Below are 24,215 nucleotides of genomic sequence, written 5' to 3'. Positions count from 1 at the left end.
ACTACGTCCTGACCAAGGAGAACATCCTCCCGATGCACTGCTCGGCCAACATGGACCCCGAGACCCACGAGACCGCCGTCTTCTTCGGCCTCTCCGGCACCGGCAAGACCACCCTCTCCGCCGACCCCAAGCGCAAGCTCATCGGTGACGACGAGCACGGCTGGGCCGACGACGGCATCTTCAACCTCGAGGGCGGCTGCTACGCCAAGTGCATCAACCTCAGAGAAGAGAACGAGCCCGAGATCTACCACGCCATCCGTTTCGGCTCCCTGGTCGAGAACGTCGTCATGGACGACGAGACCCGCGAGTTCGACTTTGACGACGGCAGCCTCACCGAGAACACCCGCGTCGGCTACCCCGTCAACTACATCTCCAACGCAGCCATCCCCGGCGTCGGCGGCATCCCCAAGGTCGTCATCTTCCTGACCGCGGACGCGTTCGGCGTCCTGCCCCCGATCTCCCGCCTCGATGAGGACGCCGCGATGTACCACTTCGTCACCGGCTTCACTTCCAAGCTCGCGGGTACCGAGCGCGGCATCACCGAGCCGCAGCCGACCTTCTCCACCCTGTTCGGCGAGCCGTTCATGCCGATGGATCCGTCCGTCTACGCCGAGATGCTCGGCAAGCGCATCCGTGAGAGCGGCGCGAAGGTCTACCTCGTCAACACCGGCTGGGCAGGCGGCTCCGCTGCCGACGGCGCAAAGCGCATGAAGCTGGCTTACACCCGCGCGATGGTCTCCGCCGCCCTCAACGGCGACTTCGACAACGTCGAGTTCAAGCATCATGACGTCTTCAACGTCGACTACCCGACCTCCTGCCCGAACGTCCCGGACGAGATGCTCGACGCACGCGGCCTCTGGGCGGACAAGGACGCCTACGACGCACAGGCCAACAAGCTGGCAAAGCTCTTCGAGGACAACTTCTCCAAGAAGTATCCGAATATGCCGGCGCACATCGCCGCCGCAGGCCCCAAGGCGAAATAAGTCTCTCTGTCTCTCCCCTTTCCTGTCATTTGACAGGAAAGGGGAAGTTTTTTGTTGAAATACACGTCACAATAAAGCAACCGCAACAAACCACGGAAGCTCTGCACAAATCCACCGGCCGTCGGCGCCGGTTCGTTCAGAGATCCCCTAAAAAACGGAGGAAAAAGCAATGCCCACAAAATATGTTTTCGTTCTCGGCGGCTTGGTGTCCGGTCTCGGCAAGGGCATCACCGCCGCTTCGCTCGGCCGCCTGCTCAAGGCGCGCGGCTACGGCGTGACCATGCAGAAATTCGACCCCTATTTCAACATCGACCCCGGCACGATGAATCCCCTGCAGCATGGCGAGGTCTTCGTGACCGACGACGGCGCGGAGACCGACCTCGACCTCGGCCACTACGAGCGCTTCATCGACGAGAACCTCACCCGCAACTCCAACTTCACCACCGGCGCCATCTACCAGTCGCTCATCCGTCGCGAGCGCGCCGGGGACTTCCTGGGCGGCACCGTGCAGGTCATCCCGCACGTCACCAACGCCATCAAGGAGCGCTTCTTCCGCATCGAGGAGCAGACCGGCGCCGACATCGTGATCACCGAGCTCGGCGGCACCATCGGCGACATCGAGGGCCAGCCTTTCGTCGAGGCCATCCGCGAGTTCCGCAAGGAGAAGGGCGCGGGCAACACGCTCGTCATCCATGTCAGCCTCGTCCCGTACATCGCCGCGGCCCACGAGGTCAAGACCAAGCCGACCCAGCACTCCGTGAAGGAGATGCGCTCGCTCGGCCTCCAGCCCGACTTCATCGTCTGCCGCTCCGACCACGAGGTCGAGGCGCCCATCCGCGCCAAGATCGCGCACTTCTGCGACGTGGACGAGGATTGCGTGTTCGAGAACTCCGACTGCCCCTCCATCTACGACGTCCCGCGCCACCTCTCCAAGCAGGGCTTCGACGTCAAGGCGCTCGAGAAGCTCGGCCTCGAGGTCCGCGACGGCGACATGAGCGAGTGGGACAGCTTCACGAGCCGCATGCATGCCTGCAACAAGCTCGAGGACACCACGAGGATCTGCGTGGTCGGCAAGTACACCGAGCTGCCCGACGCCTACCTCTCCGTCACCGAGGCGCTGCACCACTCCGGCGTCTTCTTCGGCCACAACGTGAAGATCGACCTCATCGCGGGTGACGAGCTCACGAGCGAGAACGCCGACGCCGCCCTCGAGGGCTACGACGGAATCCTCGTGCCGGGCGGCTTTGGCCAGCGTGGCGTCGAGGGCAAGATCCTCGCGGCGCAGTACGCCCGCGAGCACAAGATCCCGTACCTGGGCATCTGCCTTGGCCTGCAGGTCGCCGTCAGCGAGTTCGCCCGCAACGTCGCCGGCATGCCCGGCGCCAACTCCGCCGAGTTCGCGCCCGACTCCCCGTACCCCGTCATCGCGCTCATGCCCGACCAGGAGGACGTGACCGACAAGGGCGGCACCATGCGCCTGGGCGCCTACCCCTGCAAGGTCCAGCATGACACCCTCGCGTACGAGGCCTACGGCGCCGACCTCATCTACGAGCGCCACCGTCACCGCTACGAGGTCAACAACGCCTTCCGCCAGCAGCTGCAGGACGCGGGCCTGGTCATCTCGGGCCTCTCGCCCGACGACCGCCTCGTCGAGATGGTGGAGCTGCCCGAGTCCGTGCACCCCTGGTACGTGGCGAGCCAGGCCCACCCCGAGTTCAAGAGCCGCCCGACCAAGCCGGCCCCGCTCTTCCGCGAGTTCGTGCGCGCGTCCATCGCGTGCCACGAGGGCATCGACCGTCACGACGTGACGTCCTCGGTGGACTAGCGGCACCCTGCCCATGGACCTTGCCGAAGCGCTCGACCAGTACCTGGGCTACCTCGCCATCGAGCGGGGGAGCTCGCGCAACACGGTCGCGTCGTACGGCAGGGACCTGAGGCGCTACATAGATTACCTGGGGGAGAAGAACATAACCTCCCCCGACGACGTGACGAGGCTCGACATCGAGGCCCACCTTGCTGGGCTGACCGATGCGGGCCTCGCCGCGTCTTCCGTACAGCGGGCCGCCTCCGCGATCAAGGGCTTCCACAAGTTCATGGTGGGCGAGCAGATCACGCAGAACCACCCGAGCGCTGGCCTGCCCCTGCCCAAGCGGCCCGAGCGCCTGCCGCAGGTGCTCTCGCGCGAGCAGGTGTTCAGCCTGCTGGACGACCCGTTCCGCCCCGAGCTCGAGCCCTCGCCCAGGGTGCTCGCCTCGGGCAGGGTGGACGCGCGGCCACAGGCGGCCTTCCACCGCGACAAGGCGATCCTCGAGGTGCTGTACGGCTGCGGCCTCAGGGTGTCCGAGCTCTGCGGGCTCGACCGGCGCGACGTCATGCTCGAGGACGAGGTGCTCCGCGTGATGGGCAAGGGCTCCAAGGAGCGCGTCGTCCCCATCCTGGGCACGGCCAAGCGCGCGCTCGCCACCTACCTCCGGGACTGGCGCCCCGTGCTTGCCAATGCAACCCGCTCCGGCGACGCCGTCTTCCTCAACGAGCGCGGCGGCAGGATCACCCGTCAGGCCGTGCACCGCATGGTCGAGCGCTACGGCGCCATCGTCGGCATCAAGGGACTGCACCCACACACCCTGCGCCACACCTACGCCACCCACATGCTCGAGGGCGGCATGGACCTTCGCTACGTGCAGGAGCTCCTGGGCCACGCGAGCATATCCACCACGCAGCTCTACACCCACATCGACCTGACGCACGTGCGCATGGTCTACCTCGAGGCGCACCCGCGCGCACGCGAAGGCGGGGGAGAGGGACGCGCGGGCCGGGGCGGCACCTCCTCCGGGGACGCGGCGGGGGACCCCTCGTGGGAGGACGTGCGAGTGGGACGCACCCCCACCGGTGGGACGGCCTCCCACCACGGGCACGCGCGGGGATGAGCGTGGGACGGCCTCCCACCGCGCCCCCACATGGTGGAGCCGGGGGTGGCGAGGTGTCGCATGTGGGATGGCCTCCCACCGCGCGGGGCCACCGATGGGCCCCTGTGCCTGGACCTAACAGGGCCTTTCAACTGGGAAAACGCGATATTCTCGCCAAAAGGCCAGCTCAGGGGCGCAGTCACAATTCCATCACAAATCGTTCAGGAAACGTCGGGGATGCCGCGCAGGGCAATCCTCGGCGTTTGTGTTCTCAAACATCCGTTCTCACAAGATGTGGGGGCGTCGCGAGGCCACATTTTGGCACCAGTGGGCCATTCGGACCGTCTGGGTGTTTTAAAGTGTCGATTGGTGTCGCAGGGTGTCGGAAATGGGCTATAGTATGTGTCACGTTTTCGAGGGGGACGCCCTGCGGAGCGCGAGGGGAGGGCAGATGTACCTGACTGGCACCTACAAGCACAACCTAGATGCCAAGCAGCGCATTACCCTTCCGGCACCGTTCCGCAAGGAGTTTGGGGAGAAGGTATGCCTCATTCCCCTCGGAGGCAAGATCCTCGGCTTCACTCCAGAGGGTCACCAGGCATGGGTCGAGAGCTACTTTCCCAACGGCTACAACCCCCGCAACAAGAAGGACGAGCGCCTTCGCTTCTTGCTCAACGCAAAGACGATGACGGTCGAGCTGGACTCTGCGGGGCGCATCGCCCTCGGGAAGCTGGGCGCGGCGGCGCTCGCCTCGTGCGACATCACGCGCGAGGTCGCGGTCGTCGGCAACACGGATCACTTCGAGATCTGGGACGCCGCTGACTACGACCGGACCGTGGCGGAGCTGGACGCGAGCATCGACGAGCTCGACAGCCTGATGTACGACTAGGGGGTGGACCGTTTGACACAAGAATATCGGCACATTCCCGTCATGCTGAGCGAGGTCTTGGCCGAGCTCGACCCCAAGCCGGGGGAGGTCGTCTGCGACTGCACCCTGGGAGGGGCCGGACACTCGGTCGAGATGGCCAAGAGGATCCAACCGGACGGACTCTCCATCGGCATCGACCAGGACGACATGGCTCTCGAGGCGGCCGCGAGGCGCTTCGAGGCAGAGGTCCCGGGGGCGGAGCACCGCTTCCTCAAGGGGAACTTCGGCTCCCTGGACGACCTCCTGGTCAAGGCGGAGGTTCCCGGCGTCGACTGCTTCCTGTTCGACATCGGGGTCTCCTCCCCGCAACTCGACATCCCCGAGAGGGGCTTCTCGTACCACGAGGACGCCCCGCTTGACATGCGCATGGACCCGGGCAACAACACCCTAACCGCAGCAGAGGTCATAAACCACTACAACGAAGCCGACCTCGCCCGGGTCCTCCGTGTCTATGGGGACGAGAAGTTCGCGTCTCGCATCGCCCACCAGGTGGTGCTCAGGCGCGAGAAGGCCCCGATCGAGACGACGCTCGAGCTGGTGGACGTCATCAAGCAGGCGATCCCCGCGGCGGCCAGGAGGCATGGCGGACACCCCGCGCGCAAGACCTTCCAGGCCCTGCGCATCGAGGTCAACCACGAGCTCGACGTGCTTGACCAGGGACTTCGCGCCGCCGTCAGGTGGGCGAACCCAGGCGGGAGGATCTGCGTCATCTCGTACCATTCGCTCGAGGACCGCGTGGTCAAGCACGTGTTCTCGGAGATGTCGCAGGGTTGCATTTGCCCGCCGGACCTTCCGGTGTGCGTGTGCGGCCACGTGCCGATAGTCCGCGTCAGGACCAAGAAGCCCCTCGTCGCGAGCGACGAGGAGGTCGCCCGGAACCCCCGGGCGAGAAGTGCGCTCATGAGGGTGGCCGTCCGCCTGGACACCACCGGCGAGGGCACCTGAACCAACGCATCCGGCCTCGGCCGTTTGCCCAAGCACCACCAAACGAAGCATCACGCACCACAACGCAGCTTAAACGAACCACCAACGCATCACCTACGTGCCACCGCAAGCGGTGGCACTGGCATCTAAGGGGAACAGAAGATGACCAACTTGGGCTCCGAGGCATACAGCTTCTATGGAAACGCATACGAGCGGCCTCGCGAGGAGCCGCGACGCTCCTTCGAGGTCGTCGAGGGCGGCGGGCTCGACGCCCGCGTCCGCCGCGGCGTCTCGACCACTTTCTGGAGCCGCTTCAAGCTCGTGATCGCCTGCTCCCTCGTCCTCGCGGCGGTGGGCGTGGCGCGCGTGGCGCTCACGGCGTCGGCCGTCTCGTCCATGATGTCGGCAAGCTCGCTCGAGCAGAAGATCCACTCCGCGGAGTCCACCAACAGCGACCTCAAGATCGAGCGCTCCGTGCTGAGCAGCAGCTCGCGCATCAACTCCATCGCGACCCAGAACTACGGGATGGTTCCCTCCACCTCGAGCGAGAGCATGAGCGTCTCGAGCGAGAAGAGCGCGGCCACGGGCTCGACGTCCGGCTCGGAGGCGACCTCCGATTCCAGCACCAGCTCGACCTCCAGCTCCGACTCTAGCTCCAGCTCTGACTCCAGCACCAGCTCGAAGAAGTCCGCCACCGCGACCAATGGCTCCGGCTCGAGCGATTCTGCAAATGCTGCGCAGTCTGCCGACGGCGCGCAGACGGGCTCCGACGCGGCGTAAACTTCTTGGCGTGAGCAGCAGATACGGAAATAGGAACGGCCGCAGGGGCCGCTTTGACGTGGCGGGCGCCTCGTACGACGAGGCGCCCTCTTCGCGCATGAGGGGCGGTCGCTCGTTCAGGCACCCCGAGCACAGCTCGTACGACCAGATGGTGAGGGTCGTTTTTCTCGCCCTCGCGCTCATCTTGGTCGGCGTGTGCGGCAAGCTCATATACCTGCAGGTCGTTGAGTCCAAGAGCCTCTCGGCCAAGGCGTCGGCGCAGCGGACGAACGAGATAACCATCCACGCCAAGCGCGGGACCATATACGACAGGAACGGCAACGTCCTTGCCATGAGCAAGGAGTGCAAGACCATCTACTGCAACCCCAAGGAGGTCAACGACCCCGCGAAGGCGGCCGAGATCCTTGCGGACGAGCTGGGCGGCAGCGCCACGGACTACGTGGACAAGCTCATGGGCGACACGTCCTTCAGCTACGTGAAGCGGCAGGTCGACACCGACGTCGCGAACGCCGTCAAGAAGAAGCTCGAGAAGAAGAAGATCAAGGGCATCTACTACCTGGACGACATGAAGCGCGTCTACCCCTACGGGGCGGTCGGCGGCCAGGTCCTGGGCATCGTGGGCACGGACGGGAAGGGCCTCTCGGGCCTCGAGCTGTACTACAACGACATCCTCTCCGGCACGGACGGCGAGATGCTTCTGGAGACCGGCTCGGGCGGCACGCCCATCGCGGGCGGCAACTCGCAGGTCGTCAAGAAGGCCAAGAACGGCACGGACATCGTCATATCGATCGACATCGACATCCAGAAGGTGGCCGAGTCGACCATCACCCAGGGCGTGAGCACCTACAAGGCCGACTCCGGCTCCGTCATGGTGACGGACCCGAAGACCGGCGAGGTGCTGGCCGCCTGCTCGACGCCGCTGTTCAACATCACGGACACGTCCACGATCGCGGACGGCGCGCTGAACCTGAAGCCCGTGTCCTCCTCCTACGAGCCAGGCTCCATCTTCAAGGTGCTGACGGCCGCCATCGGCATCGAGGACGGGCTCATGACGCCGGACAGCACCTACACGGTGCCCGGCAAGGTCAAGGTGGGCTCCGACCTCGTTGGCGACGACGACGGGCGCACGCAGACCATGCAGATGTCGCTGCGCGAGATCCTGAGGCGGTCCTCCAACGCGGGCATGGCGACCGTGGCGCAGGACGTGATAGGCGAGGAGCGCTTCGCGAACGGCATCGCGAAGTTCAAGATCGGCACCAAGACGGGGATCGACTACCCCGGCGAAGTCAAGGGCATCGTGAAGCAGCTGAACGAGTACGACGGCGCGAGCCTGGGCTCCATGTCGTTTGGCCAGTCGCTTGCCATACCGCTCGACCAGATGGTGAAGGCCATAGGCTCCATCGCGAACGACGGCAAGATCGTGACCCCGCACTTCCTCGTGAGCAAGGCGGGCAAGAAGGTCACGTGGAAGAGCGAGGGGCGCTCGGTGTCGAAGAAGACCGCGGACCAGGTGACGGACATGATGCGCACCGTCGTGACGGAGGGCACCGCGCAGGCGGCCCAGGTCAAGGGCTACGACGTGGCGGGCAAGACCGGCACGGGCGAGCAGGCGGACGAGTCGGGCGGCTACGCGAAGAACAAGTACGTGAGCTCGCTCATCGGCTTCGCGAACGCCGACGACCCCGACGTCCTGGTGTACGTGGGACTCAATGGAACTCCATATTTGGCGACCTCTTCGGCCGCGCCGCTCTTCTCTACTATCATGAGTGAGGCCCTATCAGACATGGGCGTGTCGCCCGATGCGGGCTAGTCGCCAGGGAAGTTGACAGGTGATGGGATGGTAAGGATCTCCGTGTCGGACATGGTGCGCGCGACGTCCGCGGACGTGGCGTACGCGCCGGAGGGCGCCCGAATCGAGGGCGTGACGACGGACTCGCGCGAGGCGGGCGACGGCAACGCCTTCGTCTGCTTCAAGGGCGAGCGGGTCGACGGGAACAGGTTCGCGCCCGCGGCCATCGAGGCCGGGGCCGCGGCAGTGGTCGTGACCGAGCCGGTGGGCGAGGACGTGCTTGCGCTCGCGCGCGAGCGTGGCTGCGCCGTGCTGCGCGCCGAGGACGACGACGCCGAGGAGTTCATGCTCCGGCTGGCGGGCGCCTGGCGCCGCATGAACCCGCAGTGGGTCGTGGTGGGCGTCACGGGCTCCGTGGGCAAGACCACCACGAAGGACATGCTGCGCGCGGGCCTCGCGACGCGCTACCGCGTGCACGCGACGGCCGGCAACTTCAACAACCTCATCGGGCTCCCGATCACGGTCCTGGGCGCCGACGCCGAGGACGAGGTCCTGGTGTGCGAGATGGGCATGAACCACAAGGGCGAGCTCACGCGGCTGGCCGCCGCGGCGCTGCCCACGGTCTCCGTCATCACGAACGTGGGGACGAGCCACATCGGCCTCCTGGGCTCGCGCGAGAACATCGCCCGCGCCAAGGCGGAGATCATTTCCGGCATGGAGCCCACGGACGCGCCCGACGCGCCCGCGCGCCCGTGCCTGGTGCTCACGTCCGACAACGACTTCGCCCCGCTCATCGAGGGCGAGTACGCGCGTCCCGCCGGCGTGGAGTGCCTCCACGTGGGCCAGGGCGAGAAGGACGACGTCCGTGCCCTGGACGTCACCGTGGGCGAGGACGGGTCCCCGTCCTTCTCGCTCGCCTTTGCCGACGGCTGGAGCCGCGAGGTGAGCCTGAACGTGCCGGGCAGGGCCGTCGTGAGCGACTTTCTGCTGGCCATGGCCATCTGCGACCGCCTGGGCGTGGACCGCGACGCCGCGGCCGAGGCCATGAGCAGCATGCCGCGCACGGGCATGAGGCTCGAGGTCGTGAGCGAGGAGGGCAAGCCGCGCATGATCGACGACTCGTACAACGCGAGCCCCAGCTCCATCGCCGCGGCGCTCGACGTGCTGTGCACCATGGCGTGCACGGGCAGGCGCGTAGCCGTGCTGGGCGAGGTGGGCGAGCTCGGCGCGGAGTCGCGCCGCCTGCACGGCTACATCGGCGCCTACGCGGCCGCCAAGCCGCTCGACCTGCTGGTATTCGTGGGCACGGACGACGCGCGCGAGATGCGCGAGGCGGCGCTCACGATGGGCTTCTCGGAGGACAGGATCGAGCTCTTCCCCGACGTCGACTCGGCCGTGAGGACGATGGCGCCGGTGCTTCGAGAGGACGACCTGGTGCTCGCAAAGGGCTCGAGGTCGGTCGGTCTGGACAAGTTCGTCAAGGGAGTGTTGGCCTGATGTTCGGAAACCCAAGCTACCCAACGTACCAGGTCTTCCTGTCCGCCGTCATCGCGGCGGCAATCGTGCTCGCGGTCATGCCCCTCTTCATCAAGCTCATGCGCCACGAGGGCATCGGCCAGCAGGTCAGGGCCGACGGCCCCCAGCGCCACCTCGTCAAGCAGGGCACGCCCACCATGGGCGGCGTCGTGATCCTGGCGGCGGTGCTCATAACGTGCTTCGTGCAGGCGACGTGGACCACCGACCTGATCCTGGCGGTGCTGGCCACCTTCCTCACCGGCTCGCTCGGCCTGCTGGACGACATCGAGAGCGTCGCGCACCGCCGCTCGCTCGGCCTCACGCCCTCGCAGAAGATGGCCGGCCTCATCCTGATCTCGGTCGCGTTCTGCGTGGTCGCCGTCAACTTCTGCCGCGTGAGCCCCAGGGTCGAGTTCCCCGGCGGCGCCGTGCTCGACCTCGGCGTGCTCACGACCACCGTCGTGGTGGGCGGCGTCACGCTCCGCCTGCCGTGGCTGTACATGCTGTTCGTGTTCCTGCTCATGGCGGGCCTCTCCAACGCCGTGAACCTCACGGACGGCCTCGACGGCCTCGCCGGCGGCTGCACGCTCGTGGTGATGCTCATCATGAGCATGGTCGCCTTCAGCTACGGCGAGAAGAACCTGGCCATCTTCGCGGCGGCCATCTCCGGGGCGCTCGTCGGCTTCCTCTGGTACAACTGCTATCCCGCGTCCATCTTCATGGGCGACACGGGCTCGCTCGCGCTCGGCGCCGCCTTCGCGGCGATGGCCGTGCTCACCAAGACGGAGATCTGCTCCCTCGTGATGGGAGGCCTCTTCATCGTGGAGGCGCTCTCGGTCATCATCCAGGTCGTGAGCTTCAAGACCACGGGGAAGCGCGTCTTCCTCATGGCACCCATACACCACCACTTCGAGAAGAAGGGGTGGAGCGAGACCAAGGTCGTGATCCGCTTCTGGATCATCTCCGCCGCGTTCGCGGTCCTCGGGTTCGCGCTCTACTTCCAGCTTCGCTAGGGAGGCCTTCATGGCACGTCAATCGACCGCGCCGCTCGGCGACGTCTGCGTACTCGGCCTGGGAAAGACCGGGCGCGAGGTTGCCGGTTACCTGCTGGACCAGCCCGAGGGCCGCGTGTCCTCGGTCACGGTGTACGGCGGCGCCAGCTCGCACGAGGGCGACGTCACGCGCGAGCTGGGGGAGAGGGGCGCGCGCGTCGTGCTCGGCACGGAGGACGTGCGCGGGACGTACGACCTGACCGTGGCCTCGCCCGGCATCTCCGAGTTCTCGCCCTTCTTCAAGGCGGCCGCCGCCTGCTCACAGGAGGTCATAGGCGAGCCGGAATTCGCGTGGCGCGAGAGCCCGCGCAGGTGGGTCGGCATCACCGGCACCAACGGCAAGACCACGACCACCACGCTCGCGACGCAGCTCCTGCGCACGGCCGGCATGCGCGCCGTGTCCGTGGGCAACATCGGCACGCTCTGCACGGCGGAGCTCCGCGACCGTCCAGACGACGAGTGGTTCGTGGCGGAGCTCTCGAGCTTCCAGCTCGCGACCACGAGGCTGCTTCACCCCCACGTCGCCGTCCTTCTCAACGTGACGCCGGACCACGTGGAATGGCACGGCTCCATCGAGGCGTACGCCGCCGCCAAGGAGAAGATCTTCCAGAACCTGACCGCGGACGACCTCGCCATCGTGAGCGACGAGGACTCGTGGTGCCGCGCCGTCATCAGGAGGCTGAGGGAGCGCGGCCTGCGCGTCCTCACGCTCAACGTGCACGACGTCCCCTCGCCGGACGTTACGAGCGCTGCCTTCGTGCGCGACGGCAGGCTCTGCGTGCGCCTCGACGGCGAGGAGCACGTGCTGCTGCCCGTCGAGAGCATGCCCATCAAGGGCGAGCACAACGTGCAGAACGCGCTCGCGGCCTCCGCGCTCGCCATCGAGCTCGGGGTGCCCGACGAGGACGTGGAGAAGGGCATACTCGCCTTCCGCGCGCTCGAGCACCGCATCGAGCCCTGCGGCGAGGTGCGCGGCGTGCGCTTCGTGAACGACTCCAAGGCCACGAACACCGACTCGGTCCAGAAGGCGCTCACGGCGTTTGCCAAGGGTCGCATCGTGCTGCTCCTGGGCGGCCACGACAAGGGCACGGACCTAGGTCCGCTCGCCCACGACGTCGTGGAGAAGTGCAAGGCGGCCGTCTGCTTTGGCGCGGCGGGGGAGAGGATCGCCTCCGCGCTCGAGGACGAGCTGCAGAGCGAGGGGGGCGCGCTTCTCGTCCAGAGGGCGCCGCACCTGCGCGAGGCCTTCGAGGCCGCCGTCGCGGACGCGGAGCCGGGCGACGTGGTGCTGCTCTCGCCCGCATGCTCGTCGTTCGACGAGTTCTCGAACATGGCCGAGAGGGGTCGCGCCTTCAAGGGGTACGTGGCCGCGCTCGGCGGCACGAAGGGTGGTATGTAGCGCATGGAGCGAGTCGAGTCCCTGGGGCGGTCGTCCCTCCCGCGCAACGGCGGCAGGGACAGCGGTCCCTGGGCCGACCGGTACATCTTTGGCACGCCGGCGCGCTTCATGGTGCCGCGCCTCGTCTTCCTGGGCGCGGTGGTGCTGCTCACGCTCTTTGGGATCACGATGATCTACTCGTCGTCGTCCATCTCGGCGCTCACGTCATCCTCCTCTAGCTACAACCCCGCGTTCTACCTTCAGCGCCAGCTGGCGTTTGCCGGCGTGGGCGCGGTGCTCGCCTTCCTGCTGGCCTACTTCGACTACCACCTGTGGGTGAGGAAGCTCCTCGTCGTCGAGTGGGTCGTGACGCTCCTGCTGCTCCTGCTCGTGATGACGCCCTTCGCGGGGGCCGATGCCTACGGCGCGTCGCGCTGGATTCAGCTCGGTCCCGTGAACCTCCAGCCGTCCGAGTTCGCCAAGGTGACGGTCATACTCGTGGCGGCCAACATCATCAGCGACTACTACGAGGACGGGACGCACTCGGAGCGCGAGCTCGTGTGGTTCTTCGTGCTCGGCGTGCTCGTGCCGCTGGGCCTCATCTTCCTGCAGCCCGACAAGGGCACCGTCACCATCCTGGGCGTGACGCTCGTGATCATGTTCTACTTCGGCGGGGCGCCCGGCAAGGTCTGCCTCGCGATACTGGGCGTCGGCATCGCCGTGATGGCGGGCGTGTCCATGGCCACGCCCTACTCGCGGGCGCGCGTCATGACGATGCTCAACCCGTTCTCGGACCCGTACGGCACGGGCTACCAGATCGTGCAGGGCTTCTACGCGTTTGGCTCGGGCGGGCTGTTTGGCGTGGGCATCGGCATGTCCAAGCAGAAGTACTCGTACCTGCCCATGGCGTACAACGACTTCATCTACGCCGTCATCGGCGAGGAGCTGGGGATCGTGGGCACGGTGGGCATGCTCTGCGCGTTCGTGGCGCTGCTGTGGGCGGGCCTCAGGATCGCGCGCTACGCGCCCGACCTCGCGGGACAGCTCGCGGCCGTGGGCTGCACCGTCATCATCGTGGCGCAGATGCTGCTCAACGTGGCGGGCGTGCTGGGGCTCTTCCCGCTTTCCGGAAAGCCCATCCCCTTCGTCTCGTACGGCGGCTCGTCCATCATGAGCTCCCTCATGCTGGCGGGCATCGTCCTGTCCGTCTCGCTCAGGAGCAAGCTCCCGCAGACGGAGTACGACGACCGCAGGAGCGAGTTCAGCGTGACGTCCGCGCCCCGGCGCGAGGAGTCGTTCGTGGGGGAGCCCACGCCGCGGAGCGCGCGCTCTTCTCGCCCGTACGGGGCGTACGGCACCGCCTCCGCGACGTCCGAGCCGCCCACGAGGTCGCGCTTCACCGTGCTGGGCGGCGGCGCGCGCCGGGACCAGGCCAGGCCGCAGGACCCCACGAGCCCGGAGGCCCTCAGGAGGGAGCGCGAGATGCGCGCGCGGGCGAATGGTGCTAGAGTCACTTCCGACAAAAACGGGCGGACGCGCATAGACCTGGGACCGAGCGCGAGCGACCGCCTGAGGAAGCACGAGAGCGGTCCCGAGGTGCGTGGCGTGCGGGACGCACGCGAGGAACGCGGAAGGAGCAACTGGCGTGGCAGATAGCTTGAGAGTGGCGATTGCCGCCGGAGGTACCGCCGGTCACATCAACCCGGCCCTTGCCCTTGCGGAGGAGCTGAGGGCGCGCGGGCACGAGGTCGAGTTCTTTGGCCAGCCCACGAGGCTCGAGTCGACGCTCGTCCCCAAGGCGGGCTTCCCGTTCAACCCCATCGACGTGACGGGCTTCGACCGCTCGAGGCCGTGGACGCTCGTCTCGGCCCTGTGGCGCATGCACGCCGCGGAGCGCACGATCGGGGCGCACTTCGCGCAGGTGAAGCCCGACGTGGCCGTGGGCTTTGGCGCCTACATCGAGCTCCCGCTCATCAACTGGTGCCACAAGCAGGGCGTGCCCTGCGTCATCCACGAGCAGAACTCCGTGCCCGGGCTCGCCAACAAGACGTCGGCGGGCAAGGTCAAGACCGTCTGCGTGTCGCTTCCCGTGGCGATCGACGCGTTCCGCGACAAGGTGAGCGCGGACACGCAGATCGTGGTGACGGGCAACCCCGTGCGCAAGAGCGTGATCGGGGCGAGCCGCGCCGACGGCCGCCGCGACTTCGGCGTGCCCGAGGACGCGACCATGCTGCTGGTGTTTGGCGGGAGCCTCGGCGCTCGCCACCTCAACCAGGGCGTCTGCGCGCTCAAGGACGAGCTGCTGTCCCGCCCCGACCTCTACGTGGTGCACTCCACAGGCAAGGCCGACTACGACTCCGTCGTGAAGGAGCTCGCGCTCACCAAGGAACAGCAGGCCCGCTGGCGCGTGATGCCCTACATCGACAAGATGGGCGAGGCGCTCGCGGCAGCCGACCTCGTGCTGTCGCGCGCGGGGGCGTCCTCCGTCGCCGAGATCGCGGCGCTCGCGGTCCCGAGCATGCTCGTGCCGTACCCGTTCGCGACGGCGGACCACCAGACCACCAACGCGCGCTACCTCGTGGACGCCGGCGCGGCGGTGCTCCTGGCCGACGACGCGATAGACACCCCCGCCTTCCGGGAGGACCTCCTGGGCCTGGTGGACGACTCCGCGCGCCGCGACGCCATGCGCAAGGCCGCCCGCGGGCTCGGGCAGGACAAGGCCGCCGTGGCGCTTGCGGACCAGGTGGAGAGCGCCGCGGCGCTCAAGGGCTAAGCCGCACGTAAAGTCTCGCGTTGCGCTAGAGTATTGTGCGAGCCCGCGGCACGTGGGCCGCTTCTTCATGCATAGAGAGGTTCCAGATGGACAAAGACATCAAGCGCGTCAACAGCGCACACTTCATCGGCATCGGAGGCGCGGGCATGAGCGGCATCGCGCTCGTGCTCCACGAGCGTGGCTGCAAGGTCACGGGCTCCGACCTCAAGGAGTCCCGCTACGTCCGCGAGCTCGAGAAAGCCGGGATCGACGTGCGCGTGGGGCATCACGCCTCCACGATCGACGAGGTGTCCCCCGAGGTCGTCGTGACCTCCTCCGCCATCCCGGAGACCAACCCCGAGGTCATCAGGGCGAGGGAGCTCGGCATCCCCGTGTGGCCCAGAGCCAAGATGCTCTCGTACCTCTCGCTCGACGCCAAGACGGTGGCCGTGGCCGGCACGCACGGAAAGACCACCACGTCCTCCATGGTCGCGACCATGCTCGACCACCTCGGCTGGGACCCGTCGTTCCTCATCGGCGGCATCGTCGAGGAGTACGGCACCAACGGCCGCAACGGCAAGGGTGGCTACTTCGTGTGCGAGGCCGACGAGTCCGACGGCTCGTTCCTCTACCTCGACCCCGACGTCGTCGTGATCACCAACATCGAGGCCGACCACCTCGACCACTACGGCACGCTCGAGAACATCGAGAAGACCTTCTGCAAGTTCATGGACCTAGTGGGCGACGCGGGCACCGTCATCATCAACGGCGACGTGCCCCACTACGTTGAGCTCGCCAAGTCCACGGGCCGCAAGGTCGTCACGTACGGCTTTGACGAGAAGAACGACTACGTGTGCGTGCCCGAGCCGGGGGAGCACCACAAGCTCGCCTCGCACTTCAGCGTGCGCGTGCCGTCCGGCGAGTCCGTGAGCGTCACGATCATGGCCAACCCCGGCCGCCACAACATGGCCAACGCAACCGCCGCCATCGCGGTGGCGGACGTGCTCGGCGCCGACGTCCAGAAGGCGGCCGTCGCGCTCTCCTCGTTCAAGGGCGCTCACCGTCGCTTCACGCACGTGGGCGACGTCGACGGCATCACCGTGGTGGACGACTACGGCCATCACCCCACCGAGATCAAGGCGACGCTTGCGGCGGCAAAGGACCTGCAGTTCGACCGCATCGTCTGCGTGTTCCAGCCCCACCGCTATACGCGCACCCAGGCGCTTGCCGACATGTTCGGCACCGCGTTCGACGACGCCGACGTCCTCATCGTGACGGACGTGTTCCCCGCGGGCGAGACGCCCATCCCCGGCGTCACGGGCAAGACGGTCTCCAACAAGGTGGTCGAGAAGGGCCACGTGTCCGACGTGACCTACATTCCCAAGCGCGGCGACGTGGTGCGCCACCTCGTCGAGGTCTGCCGTCCGGGCGACCTCCTCATCACCCAGGGCGCCGGCGACGTCACCTCGATTGGACCCTCCTTCATCAAGGCGAAGCGGGAGCTCGACGAGGAAACTGGTGCCTAGGTGAGCGTCTTCAACGCATACATGGCGCTCTCCGGCGCCTACGACGCGGACGTCAGCCGCAACGAGCGGCTGAGCCACCACACGACGTACCGCATCGGCGGCCCGGCTGCCCTCTTCGTGACGGTCAACTCGTACCCCGCCCTGCTCAAGACCATCGAGATTCTGCGCAAGGAGGGCGTCGAGTGGGTCGTGCTCGGCAAGGGCTCCAACATCCTCGCCTCCGACCGCGGCTACGAGGGCTGCGTCATCGTGCTGGGGAGGGAGTTCTCCCGCATCGCGTTCAACGAGAGCGAGGTCACGGCCGGTGCCGGTGCCACGCTCGCGCGCCTCGTCACCGACACGCTCTCGCACTCGCTCTCCGGGCTCGAGTGCCTGGTGGGCATCCCCGGCACGGTCGGCGGCGCCATCTCTATGGACGCCGGCACGCGCAGGGAGTGGATTGGCTCCCGCGTCCGCGACGTCGTGACGCTCAGGCCGGGCGAGGGGCTCCACCGCTATGCTGCTTCGGACATCGAGTGGGGCTACCGCTACACCAACATCCCCACGAGCGAGATTATCCTCGAGGCCACGCTCTCCCTCGAGGAGGCCGAGAAGGCCCAGGTAGCGGAGCGCATGGAGGCCCTCGTCAGCAGGCGGAGGCTCCGCCAGCCCCTTGGCAAGCCGTCGTGTGGCTCCGTGTTCAGGAACCCCGGCTCGCGCTCTGTGGGCCAGCTCGTGGACTCCTGCGGGCTCAAGGGCTACTCGGTCGGCGGGGCATGCGTATCGGACGTGCATGCCAACTTCATCGTGAACGAGGGCGGCGCCAGGGCGGCTGACGTGATCGCCGTCATGAGCCACGTCCACGACACGGTGCTCGACAGGTACGGCATCGACCTCGTGCCCGAGGTGAAGTGCCTGGGATTCGGCGCGTAGGGGGAAGCATGCCCGACAGCAGGAGGCCCACCAAGCGTACGCCGACCGCAAGGGGCACGACGCGCCCCGCCTCGGGCGATGCGGCCCCGTCGGCCCCGTCAAGGGCGTCAGGCGCCAACAGGCCGGGGTCCGATGTCGTCATCCGCCGCGGCATCATCGCCGGCATCGTGGTGGCCGCGCTTCTCCTCGTCGCGCTCGTGGGATACCTCGTGCTGTCCTACACGCCCATGTTCTCGATCGAGCATGTCGAGACGGTCGCCACGACGCACATGAGCAAGTCGAGCATCTCCAAGCTCGCGAAGATACCAAAGGGATCCACGCTGCTCAACCTCGACGAGAGCAAGGTGACCGCGAACCTCGAGAAGAACCCCTGGGTCGGCTCCGTCTCCTACCAGAAGGAGTTCCCCAACACCCTCAGGATCGTCGTGACGGAGCGCAAGGTGAGCGCACTCGTCGTCATGAGCGCCGGAGACGTCGCGTGGTACCTGGGGGAGGACAACGTCTGGATCCAGCCCGCCTCGCTCAAGGTGGGCGAGAGCGACTCGGTGGAGGACGTGGCGCTCAAGGCCGCCCAGAAGGCGGGCACCATGCTCATCACGGACGTCCCCGCGAGCATCACGCCCATTGCGGGCTCTGCGTCAAGCGCGGAGGTCCTCAAGGCCGTCAGCTCGTATCGGGAGCAGTTCAGCGAGAAGCTCACCAAACAGATCGTGAGCTTCTCGGCCAGCAGCCTGGACAGCATCAGCTGCACGCTCAAGAGCGGCGTCATCGTGTCCCTTGGCTCTCCCACGAACATCGCCTCGAAAGAGGCGGTCATCAACCAGATCGTCGCGAAGTACTCCGGCAAGCTCACCTACATCAACGTGCGCGTGCCCTCCAAGCCCGCCTACAGGCTCGTGGACTCCAAGTACGTGACCGCGGGAACGGGCGTTACGGGTACGGACCTGACAAGCGCGAACGACGACTCGTCCAGCTCCTCCGCGAGCGACGGATCCGACAGCTCGTCGAGCGACTCGTCCTCGAGCAGTGCTGCCGCGAGCTCGACCAGCTCCACAGGCACGACCTCCTCGACGGGAACGTCGGGCACCTCAAGCTCCTCGGGCAACTAGCCGCCCGCGGCACCATTGCGCCGGGCCGCGCGGAACGGTCGAAATCACGACCCTCAAGTTGAACTTGAGGGTCGTTTTTCTTGTCAACCCTCATGCGATGGTTTAGGGATTGAATGAACGAGAATAACGGCATCTACCTGCTGTTTCCATAACTTTCACAAAACTGTTGACTAAGTCACCCACAATGTGCAAATATAGCGCGCTTTGAGATGGGCATATGGCTCTACCTGAGGTTTAGGGTTTGTCAGTCGGTCGCGAGCAGCACTTTGAGAGCACCACCAAGCAAGAGACGTGAACCGAAATGAAGCAGCACGGGAACAAGAACGTAAAGGGCGGTACCGCTAGGGTCACCATCGAGATCGACGGGGCGGCATCCGAGGAGAAGACGGACGACGTCCCCAAGACCGTCGCCAAGCAAGGAGGAAGCATGATGGACAACGACATCCCGAGCAACTACCTGGCAGTCATCAAGGTCGTTGGCGTTGGCGGCGGCGGAACCAATGCTGTCAACCGCATGATCGAGGAGGGCATCCGTGGCGTCGAGTTCGTTGCCGTGAACACCGATGCCCAGGCGCTCGCGATCTCCGATGCCGACATCAAGGTCCACATCGGTGGGGACATCACCAGGGGACTGGGCGCAGGCGCCAACCCCGAGGTCGGTGCCGAGGCCGCTGAGGACTCCCACGATGACATCAAGCAGGCCCTTGCGGGTGCCGACATGGTCTTCATCACCGCCGGCGAGGGTGGCGGAACCGGAACCGGCGCCGCCCCGGTCGTGGCCGACATCGCCAAGAACGACATCGGCGCGCTGACCGTCGGCGTCGTCACGAAGCCCTTCACGTTCGAGGGACGCCCGCGTGCCAACAAGGCCGCGCAGGGCATCCAGACCCTCTCCGAGGCTGTCGACGCACTCATCGTCATTCCTAACGACCGCCTGCTCGACCTCTCCGAGAAGAAGACCTCCTTCCTCGAGGCCTTCCGCATGGCCGACGACGTCCTGTGCCAGGGCACGCAGGGCATCACGGACCTCATCACGGTCCCCGGCCTCATCAACCTCGACTTCGCGGACGTCTGCACGATCATGAGGGGCGCCGGCACGGCCATGATGGGCGTCGGCGTCGCCTCCGGCGACACCCGCGCGTCCGACGCGGCCTCCGAGGCAATCTCGAGCCCGCTGCTCGAGGTCGGCATCGAGGGCGCCACGCGCGTACTTCTCTCCATCGCCGGCAACAAGGACCTCGGCATCCAGGAGATCAACGACGCCGCCGAGCTCGTCGCGCAGAACGTCGACCCCGAGGCGAACATCATCTTCGGCACGGTCGTGGACGAGAGCCTGGGCGACCAGGTGCGCGTAACCATCATCGCGACCGGCTTCAACGACTCCAACATCCAGGCGCCGCTGCCCACGTTCTCCACGGAGCGCGGCTCCTCCAGGGGCTCCTCGAGGGGCTCGAACGGTCGCGCCGCCTCCGGGCGCCAGGCGCAGAGCCAGGCGGCACCGAGCCGCACGGCGTCCGCTCCCAAGCCGAACAACGACATCAACAAGGAGTTCGACGTCCCCGAGTTCCTGAAGCACAGCCGCATCTAGGCGGGGACGCATCGTGGCCGAGCTCACGCGACAGACACGGGGCGGCGTGACCCTCCTGGGCGACGCCGCCCGGCCGCACGGGGTCTCCCTCGCGTTCACGGAGCGCACGGGGGGCGTCTCGACGGGGCAGTACGCCTCGCTCAACCTCGGCGACGCGTGCGGGGACGACCCACGGGCGGTCGAGAAGAACCGCATGCTCGCGCTGGGGGCGCTGGGCGCAGGCGACTTCGCCGGCAGCCTCGTGGTCCCGAGGCAGGTGCACGGCGACGACGTCGTGGTGGTGCGAGACGAGCGCGAGGCGTCCGACGCCGCGAGGCGGGCCCGGGAGGGCGCCGACGCCGTTGTGTGCACGGCCTCGCACGTCCCGGTGCTCCTGTGCTTCGCGGACTGCGTCCCCGTCATCCTCGTGGCGCCGGGCGGGTTCGCCGTGGCGCACTCCGGGTGGCGCGGGACCATGGCGCGCATCGCCGCCAAGGCCGCCCGCGTCCTTTCGGCCGAGTGCGGCTGCGCCGCCTCCGAGGTGACGGCCTACATCGGGCCGCACATCGCGGGGGAGGACTACGAGGTGTCGGCCGAGCTGCTCGAGCGCTTCGAGGGCGAGTTCGGCCCGAGCGTGAGGAGCTCCGAGCGTCACCTCGACCTCGCCGCGGCGATTCGCGTCGCGCTGGCGGACGCCGGGGTGCCGAGCGGGAACGTGCTCGACTGCGGCATCTCGACCGCGAGCAACACGGACCGGTTCTTCTCGTACAGGGCGGAGCACGGCGCCTGCGGACGCCATGGGGCGCTTGCCTGCATGGGATGCTGACACGGACTATTTCAGACGCTATCGATTGACGAATGGGGGAGTGATCGCGTGACTGAGGAGGAGAGGTCAAGGTACCTCGACTTTCTGAGGGAACGCAGGGCCGAGATTCTGCAGAGGATGCAGGAGGCGTGCGCCAGGGCCGGCAGGTCGCCGGAAGAGGTGACGCTGCTGGGCGTCTCCAAGACCGTCGGGGTCGAGGAGGTCGCCCTCGCCTGGGAGGCGGGATACCGCGCGTTCGCGGAGAACCGCCCGCAGGAGCTCGACCGCAAGCTGGCGGGAATAGAGGCCAGCCATCCCGAGATGGCGGGCGTGCGCTTCGACATGATCGGGAACCTCCAGAAGAACAAGATCAACCACGTGATCGGGCGCGTGCGGCTCATCCACTCCATCTCGTCGGCGGCGCTCGCCGAGGCGGTGTCCAAGCGCTCTGAGGCGCACGGCATCGTGTCGAGGGTGCTGCTCGAGGTCAACGTCTCGGGCGAGGAGTCCAAGTCGGGCTTCGCCCCGGAGGAGGCGCTCGAGTCGCTCGACGGGCTCATGGGGCTTGGCGGCATCTCGATCGAGGGGCTCATGACCATGGCCCCCGCCCACGACCCCGATGCGGCGAGAAGGACGTTCAGCGGGCTCCGGGAGCTGCGCGACAGGATGCGCGAGAGGTCGGGGCTCGAGCTTTCAACTCTCTCTTCAGGTATGAGTGATGATTATCCGATTGCCATAGAAGAGGGTTCCACGATCGTGAGGCTGGGTAGAACGGTCTTCAGCCCGGCGTATGAGGTTAGGTAGAGGGACGCCTGCCAGGCCACTGGCCAGACGGTGAGGCGAACGACTTCGGACGGTGCGCGACACGGTCCGGGAAGGCGAGGACGAAATGGGCTTCCTCGATTCGCTCAGGGACAAGATCTCCGGGCCGAAGGACGACGACTACTACGACGACGACTACTACGACGACGACTACGACGAGCCGCCCGCGCGCAGCAACGACCAGCAGCAGGGCGTGGGCCTGCTCGGCAACACCCGTCGCCCCGAGGCGGAGAGCGTGTCCGTATACACGCGTTCCGGCAGGCCCGTGGGCTCCAACGGTGCCGGCGGCAACGGTGCCCCCTCGCCGTACGAGAACGGGTACCGACAGGACTACCAGCGTCCCTCTCGCCCGCAGCAGTCTCCCAACCCGCAGTACGCGCAGCGCCCGGCGCCGTCGCAGGGTGGCGCCTACTCCGGCGAGACGCAGGCCATCCCGCAGACGTCGTCCTACACGCCGGCCCACGAGGGCGTCCTGGGCAACTCCACAGGAGGCCACACCCCCGCGGACATCGGCCTCAAGCCGGTCCCGCGCCCCGCGAACTCCGGAAAGCTGCCGCCCTACGTGCTGAAGCCCGTCTCGTACGACGACGTCCAGATGGTGGTGCGCCGCGTGCGCACGAACCAGCCGGTCGTCCTGGTCTTCAAGAACACGAACATCGAGATCGCGAAGCGCATCCTGGACTTCTGCCTCGGCCTGTCGTGCGGCATCGGCGGCCAGGTGGACGAGCTGGGCGACCGCGTGTTCGTGATCACCCCGCAGGGCATGGAGCTTTCCGACTCCGACATCAACAAGCTGGTTCAGGACGGCACGATCGAGAGGTAGCCGACGTGGGCAAGATCAATTTCACCGTGGCGGTCATCGGCGCGGGCGCCATGGGCGGCGCCATCGCGTCCGGGCTCGTCACGTCGGGGGCGGCCGACGCCTCGCACGTGATGGCGTGCAACCCGTCCCCGCAGAAGCTCGTTCCACTGGACGAGAAGGGCGTGGCAACCTTCGCGGAGGCCTCCCAGATGCTCGGGCAGGATCCGGACGTGGTGGTCGTGGCAGTCAAGCCGCAGGTGCTGCCAGCAGTCGTGGGCGAGGTGTCCGAGCAGCTCGCGGGACGGACCGTCATCTCCATAGCGGCGGGCGTCTCCCTCGCGACGCTCGAGGGGCTCCTTCCCAAGTCGCGCGTCGTGAGGGCCATGCCGAACCTGCCGGTGCAGGTGCTCTCCGGCGCCACGGCGGTCTGCCCCGGCACCACGGCGTCCGAGGAGGACGTGAGCCGCGCGGTGGAGCTCTTCTCGGCGCTTGGCGTCGCCAAGGTCATGCGCGAGGACCAGCTCGACGCGGAGGGCGCCGTCGTGGGCTGCGGTCCCGCGTACGTGGCGCTCTTTGCGGACGCGCTCGTGCGCGCCGGCGTCGAGCGCGGGCTCCCCGCTGCCGACTGCCGCGAGATGGTGCTCGCGACCATGCGCGGCGTGTGCGCCCAGCTCCTCGAGTCGCGCGAGCATCCGCGCGCCTACATGGAGAAGGTCACCTCTCCGGGCGGAACCACGGCGGCGGGCCTGAGGGCCATGGAGCCCGAGCTCGTGCAGAGCGCCTACGCCGCGACCGATGCCGCGCTCGCCCGCACGCGAGAGCTCGCGAACGCCTAGTCACTCGAAAGGACAACCCGTGCAGATCGCTTACGTTATCGACAGGCTCCTGAACTTCTACGAGATCCTCATCTTCGTGCAGTGCATACTCTCGTGGTTCGTCCAGAGCGGAAACGGGTTCGTGGCAGACCTGTACGGGGCGCTCTCGACCATCGTGGATCCGTTCGTGAACCTCTTCAGGCGATTCATTCCGCCCTTCGCCGGCATGGACTGGTCGCCCTTTGTTGCAATATTGGTTCTTCAGCTCATCCAGCAGCTAATTTGGTAAGTGGGGATATACTGAGGTAGGCGGCTCGCCGCACTGCTGACGTAGCACGTACACAGTTGAAAGGGAACAAAGATGGCTATCACTCCAGCAGACATCGAGAACATGACCTTCTCTCAGGCGGGGAAGCACGAGGAGGGCTACAAGACCGACGAGGTCGACGTCTTCCTGGACCAGGTTGCCTCCGAGGTCGACGCGATGCTCCAGAAGATCGCTGACCTCAAGGGCAGGCTCACCACCTCCGAGCAGCAGCTCGCGGCGGCGCAGGCGCAGGTCGCGCAGCTCAAGGAGCAGACCAGCATGGCCACGCCCGTCGAGGTCGCTCCCGCTCCCGTCTCCCAGCCCGAGTTCACCGCCTCCGAGCGCCAGATCTCCCAGGTGCTCATCGTTGCGCAGCAGAGCGCTGACAAGCTCGTCGCCGACGCCCGCACGAACGCCGAGAACATCCGCAACGAGGCCGACCAGAAGGCCCGCGAGGTCATTCGCCAGGCGCTCGCCGAGAAGCAGAACGAGCTGGACGAGATCGATCGCCTGAAGCAGTCCCGCGAGGACTTCCGTGCCGAG

At 67.0% G+C, this 24,215-nt stretch carries 22 protein-coding genes; all 22 read left to right on the top strand.

Annotated elements, in window-relative coordinates:
• A partial coding sequence (locus ACI38Z_RS01630) for a phosphoenolpyruvate carboxykinase (ATP) (RefSeq protein WP_439788443.1) occupies positions 1-983 on the top strand: 983 nt, incomplete at its 5' end.
• A 169-nt stretch (positions 984-1,152) separates the two neighbouring features.
• Positions 1,153-2,808: a CTP synthase gene (locus tag ACI38Z_RS01625; protein WP_439788442.1), complete on the top strand. Its 1,656-nt coding sequence runs from the start codon at positions 1,153-1,155 to the stop codon at positions 2,806-2,808.
• Positions 2,809-2,821: 13 nt separating this feature from the next.
• Entirely contained in the window at positions 2,822-3,910 is a 1,089-nt protein-coding gene (locus ACI38Z_RS01620; RefSeq protein ID WP_439788441.1) for a site-specific tyrosine recombinase, read from the top strand.
• Positions 3,911-4,340: 430 nt separating this feature from the next.
• Positions 4,341-4,778 carry a division/cell wall cluster transcriptional repressor MraZ gene (locus tag ACI38Z_RS01615; protein WP_439788440.1) on the top strand — a complete coding sequence of 146 codons (438 nt, stop codon included), beginning with the start codon at positions 4,341-4,343 and terminating at the stop codon, positions 4,776-4,778.
• A gap of 12 nt (positions 4,779-4,790) precedes the next feature.
• The gene (gene rsmH, locus ACI38Z_RS01610; protein ID WP_439788439.1) at positions 4,791-5,762 is read left to right on the top strand and encodes a 16S rRNA (cytosine(1402)-N(4))-methyltransferase RsmH; all 972 of its coding nucleotides are present in this window, start codon (positions 4,791-4,793) and stop codon (positions 5,760-5,762) included.
• Between the two features lie 141 nt (positions 5,763-5,903).
• Positions 5,904-6,521, top strand: coding sequence for a cell division protein FtsL (locus ACI38Z_RS01605; protein ID WP_439788438.1), 618 nt, complete (start codon positions 5,904-5,906; stop codon positions 6,519-6,521).
• Between the two features lie 10 nt (positions 6,522-6,531).
• On the top strand, positions 6,532-8,331 hold the full coding sequence (locus tag ACI38Z_RS01600) for a peptidoglycan D,D-transpeptidase FtsI family protein (protein WP_439788437.1): 1,800 nt from the start codon (positions 6,532-6,534) through the stop codon (positions 8,329-8,331).
• A 27-nt stretch (positions 8,332-8,358) separates the two neighbouring features.
• Complete coding sequence (locus tag ACI38Z_RS01595; RefSeq protein ID WP_439788436.1) at positions 8,359-9,807, top strand: UDP-N-acetylmuramoyl-tripeptide--D-alanyl-D-alanine ligase; 1,449 nt, start codon at positions 8,359-8,361, stop codon at positions 9,805-9,807.
• A complete protein-coding gene (gene mraY, locus ACI38Z_RS01590) occupies positions 9,807-10,838 on the top strand; it encodes a phospho-N-acetylmuramoyl-pentapeptide-transferase (protein ID WP_439788435.1) in 1,032 nt (343 codons plus the stop codon). The genes ACI38Z_RS01595 and mraY overlap by 1 nt, the downstream gene beginning before the upstream one ends.
• Positions 10,839-10,848: 10 nt before the next feature.
• Entirely contained in the window at positions 10,849-12,276 is a 1,428-nt protein-coding gene (gene murD, locus ACI38Z_RS01585) for a UDP-N-acetylmuramoyl-L-alanine--D-glutamate ligase (RefSeq protein WP_439788434.1), read from the top strand.
• 3 nt (positions 12,277-12,279) lie between these two features.
• Entirely contained in the window at positions 12,280-13,911 is a 1,632-nt protein-coding gene (locus tag ACI38Z_RS01580; protein ID WP_439788433.1) for an FtsW/RodA/SpoVE family cell cycle protein, read from the top strand.
• Positions 13,901-15,028 carry an undecaprenyldiphospho-muramoylpentapeptide beta-N-acetylglucosaminyltransferase gene (gene murG, locus ACI38Z_RS01575; protein WP_439788432.1) on the top strand — a complete coding sequence of 376 codons (1,128 nt, stop codon included), beginning with the start codon at positions 13,901-13,903 and terminating at the stop codon, positions 15,026-15,028. Before ACI38Z_RS01580 ends, murG begins: the two co-directional genes overlap by 11 nt.
• Positions 15,029-15,114: 86 nt before the next feature.
• Positions 15,115-16,533 carry a UDP-N-acetylmuramate--L-alanine ligase gene (murC, locus tag ACI38Z_RS01570; RefSeq protein WP_439788431.1) on the top strand — a complete coding sequence of 473 codons (1,419 nt, stop codon included), beginning with the start codon at positions 15,115-15,117 and terminating at the stop codon, positions 16,531-16,533.
• Complete coding sequence (gene murB / locus ACI38Z_RS01565; protein WP_439788430.1) at positions 16,534-17,445, top strand: UDP-N-acetylmuramate dehydrogenase; 912 nt, start codon at positions 16,534-16,536, stop codon at positions 17,443-17,445.
• Positions 17,446-17,453: 8 nt separating this feature from the next.
• Positions 17,454-18,554, top strand: a complete 1,101-nt coding sequence (locus tag ACI38Z_RS01560) for a cell division protein FtsQ/DivIB (RefSeq protein ID WP_439788429.1) — start codon at positions 17,454-17,456, stop codon at positions 18,552-18,554.
• Between the two features lie 427 nt (positions 18,555-18,981).
• Entirely contained in the window at positions 18,982-20,142 is a 1,161-nt protein-coding gene (gene ftsZ / locus ACI38Z_RS01555) for a cell division protein FtsZ (RefSeq protein ID WP_439788444.1), read from the top strand.
• Positions 20,143-20,155: 13 nt separating this feature from the next.
• The gene (locus ACI38Z_RS01550; RefSeq protein ID WP_439788428.1) at positions 20,156-20,947 is read left to right on the top strand and encodes a polyphenol oxidase family protein; all 792 of its coding nucleotides are present in this window, start codon (positions 20,156-20,158) and stop codon (positions 20,945-20,947) included.
• Positions 20,948-20,995: 48 nt separating this feature from the next.
• Complete coding sequence (locus ACI38Z_RS01545) at positions 20,996-21,730, top strand: YggS family pyridoxal phosphate-dependent enzyme (RefSeq protein ID WP_439788427.1); 735 nt, start codon at positions 20,996-20,998, stop codon at positions 21,728-21,730.
• Positions 21,731-21,815: 85 nt separating this feature from the next.
• On the top strand, positions 21,816-22,571 hold the full coding sequence (locus tag ACI38Z_RS01540; protein WP_439788426.1) for a cell division protein SepF: 756 nt from the start codon (positions 21,816-21,818) through the stop codon (positions 22,569-22,571).
• A gap of 5 nt (positions 22,572-22,576) precedes the next feature.
• Positions 22,577-23,386: a pyrroline-5-carboxylate reductase gene (gene proC / locus ACI38Z_RS01535; protein WP_439788425.1), complete on the top strand. Its 810-nt coding sequence runs from the start codon at positions 22,577-22,579 to the stop codon at positions 23,384-23,386.
• Between the two features lie 19 nt (positions 23,387-23,405).
• Positions 23,406-23,654 (top strand): YggT family protein, encoded by a 249-nt coding sequence (locus ACI38Z_RS01530; RefSeq protein ID WP_439788424.1) that lies wholly within the window; start codon positions 23,406-23,408, stop codon positions 23,652-23,654.
• 72 nt (positions 23,655-23,726) lie between these two features.
• On the top strand, positions 23,727-24,215 hold a 489-nt coding region (locus ACI38Z_RS01525; RefSeq protein WP_439788423.1), incomplete at its 3' end, for a DivIVA domain-containing protein.

The sequence above is a fragment of the Parafannyhessea sp. genome (assembly GCF_051876455.1).
In the GTDB taxonomy this organism is placed as follows: domain Bacteria; phylum Actinomycetota; class Coriobacteriia; order Coriobacteriales; family Atopobiaceae; genus Parafannyhessea.
Note: the sequence above shows the minus strand (reverse complement) of the source record. Positions and strands in the feature narration are given on the sequence as shown.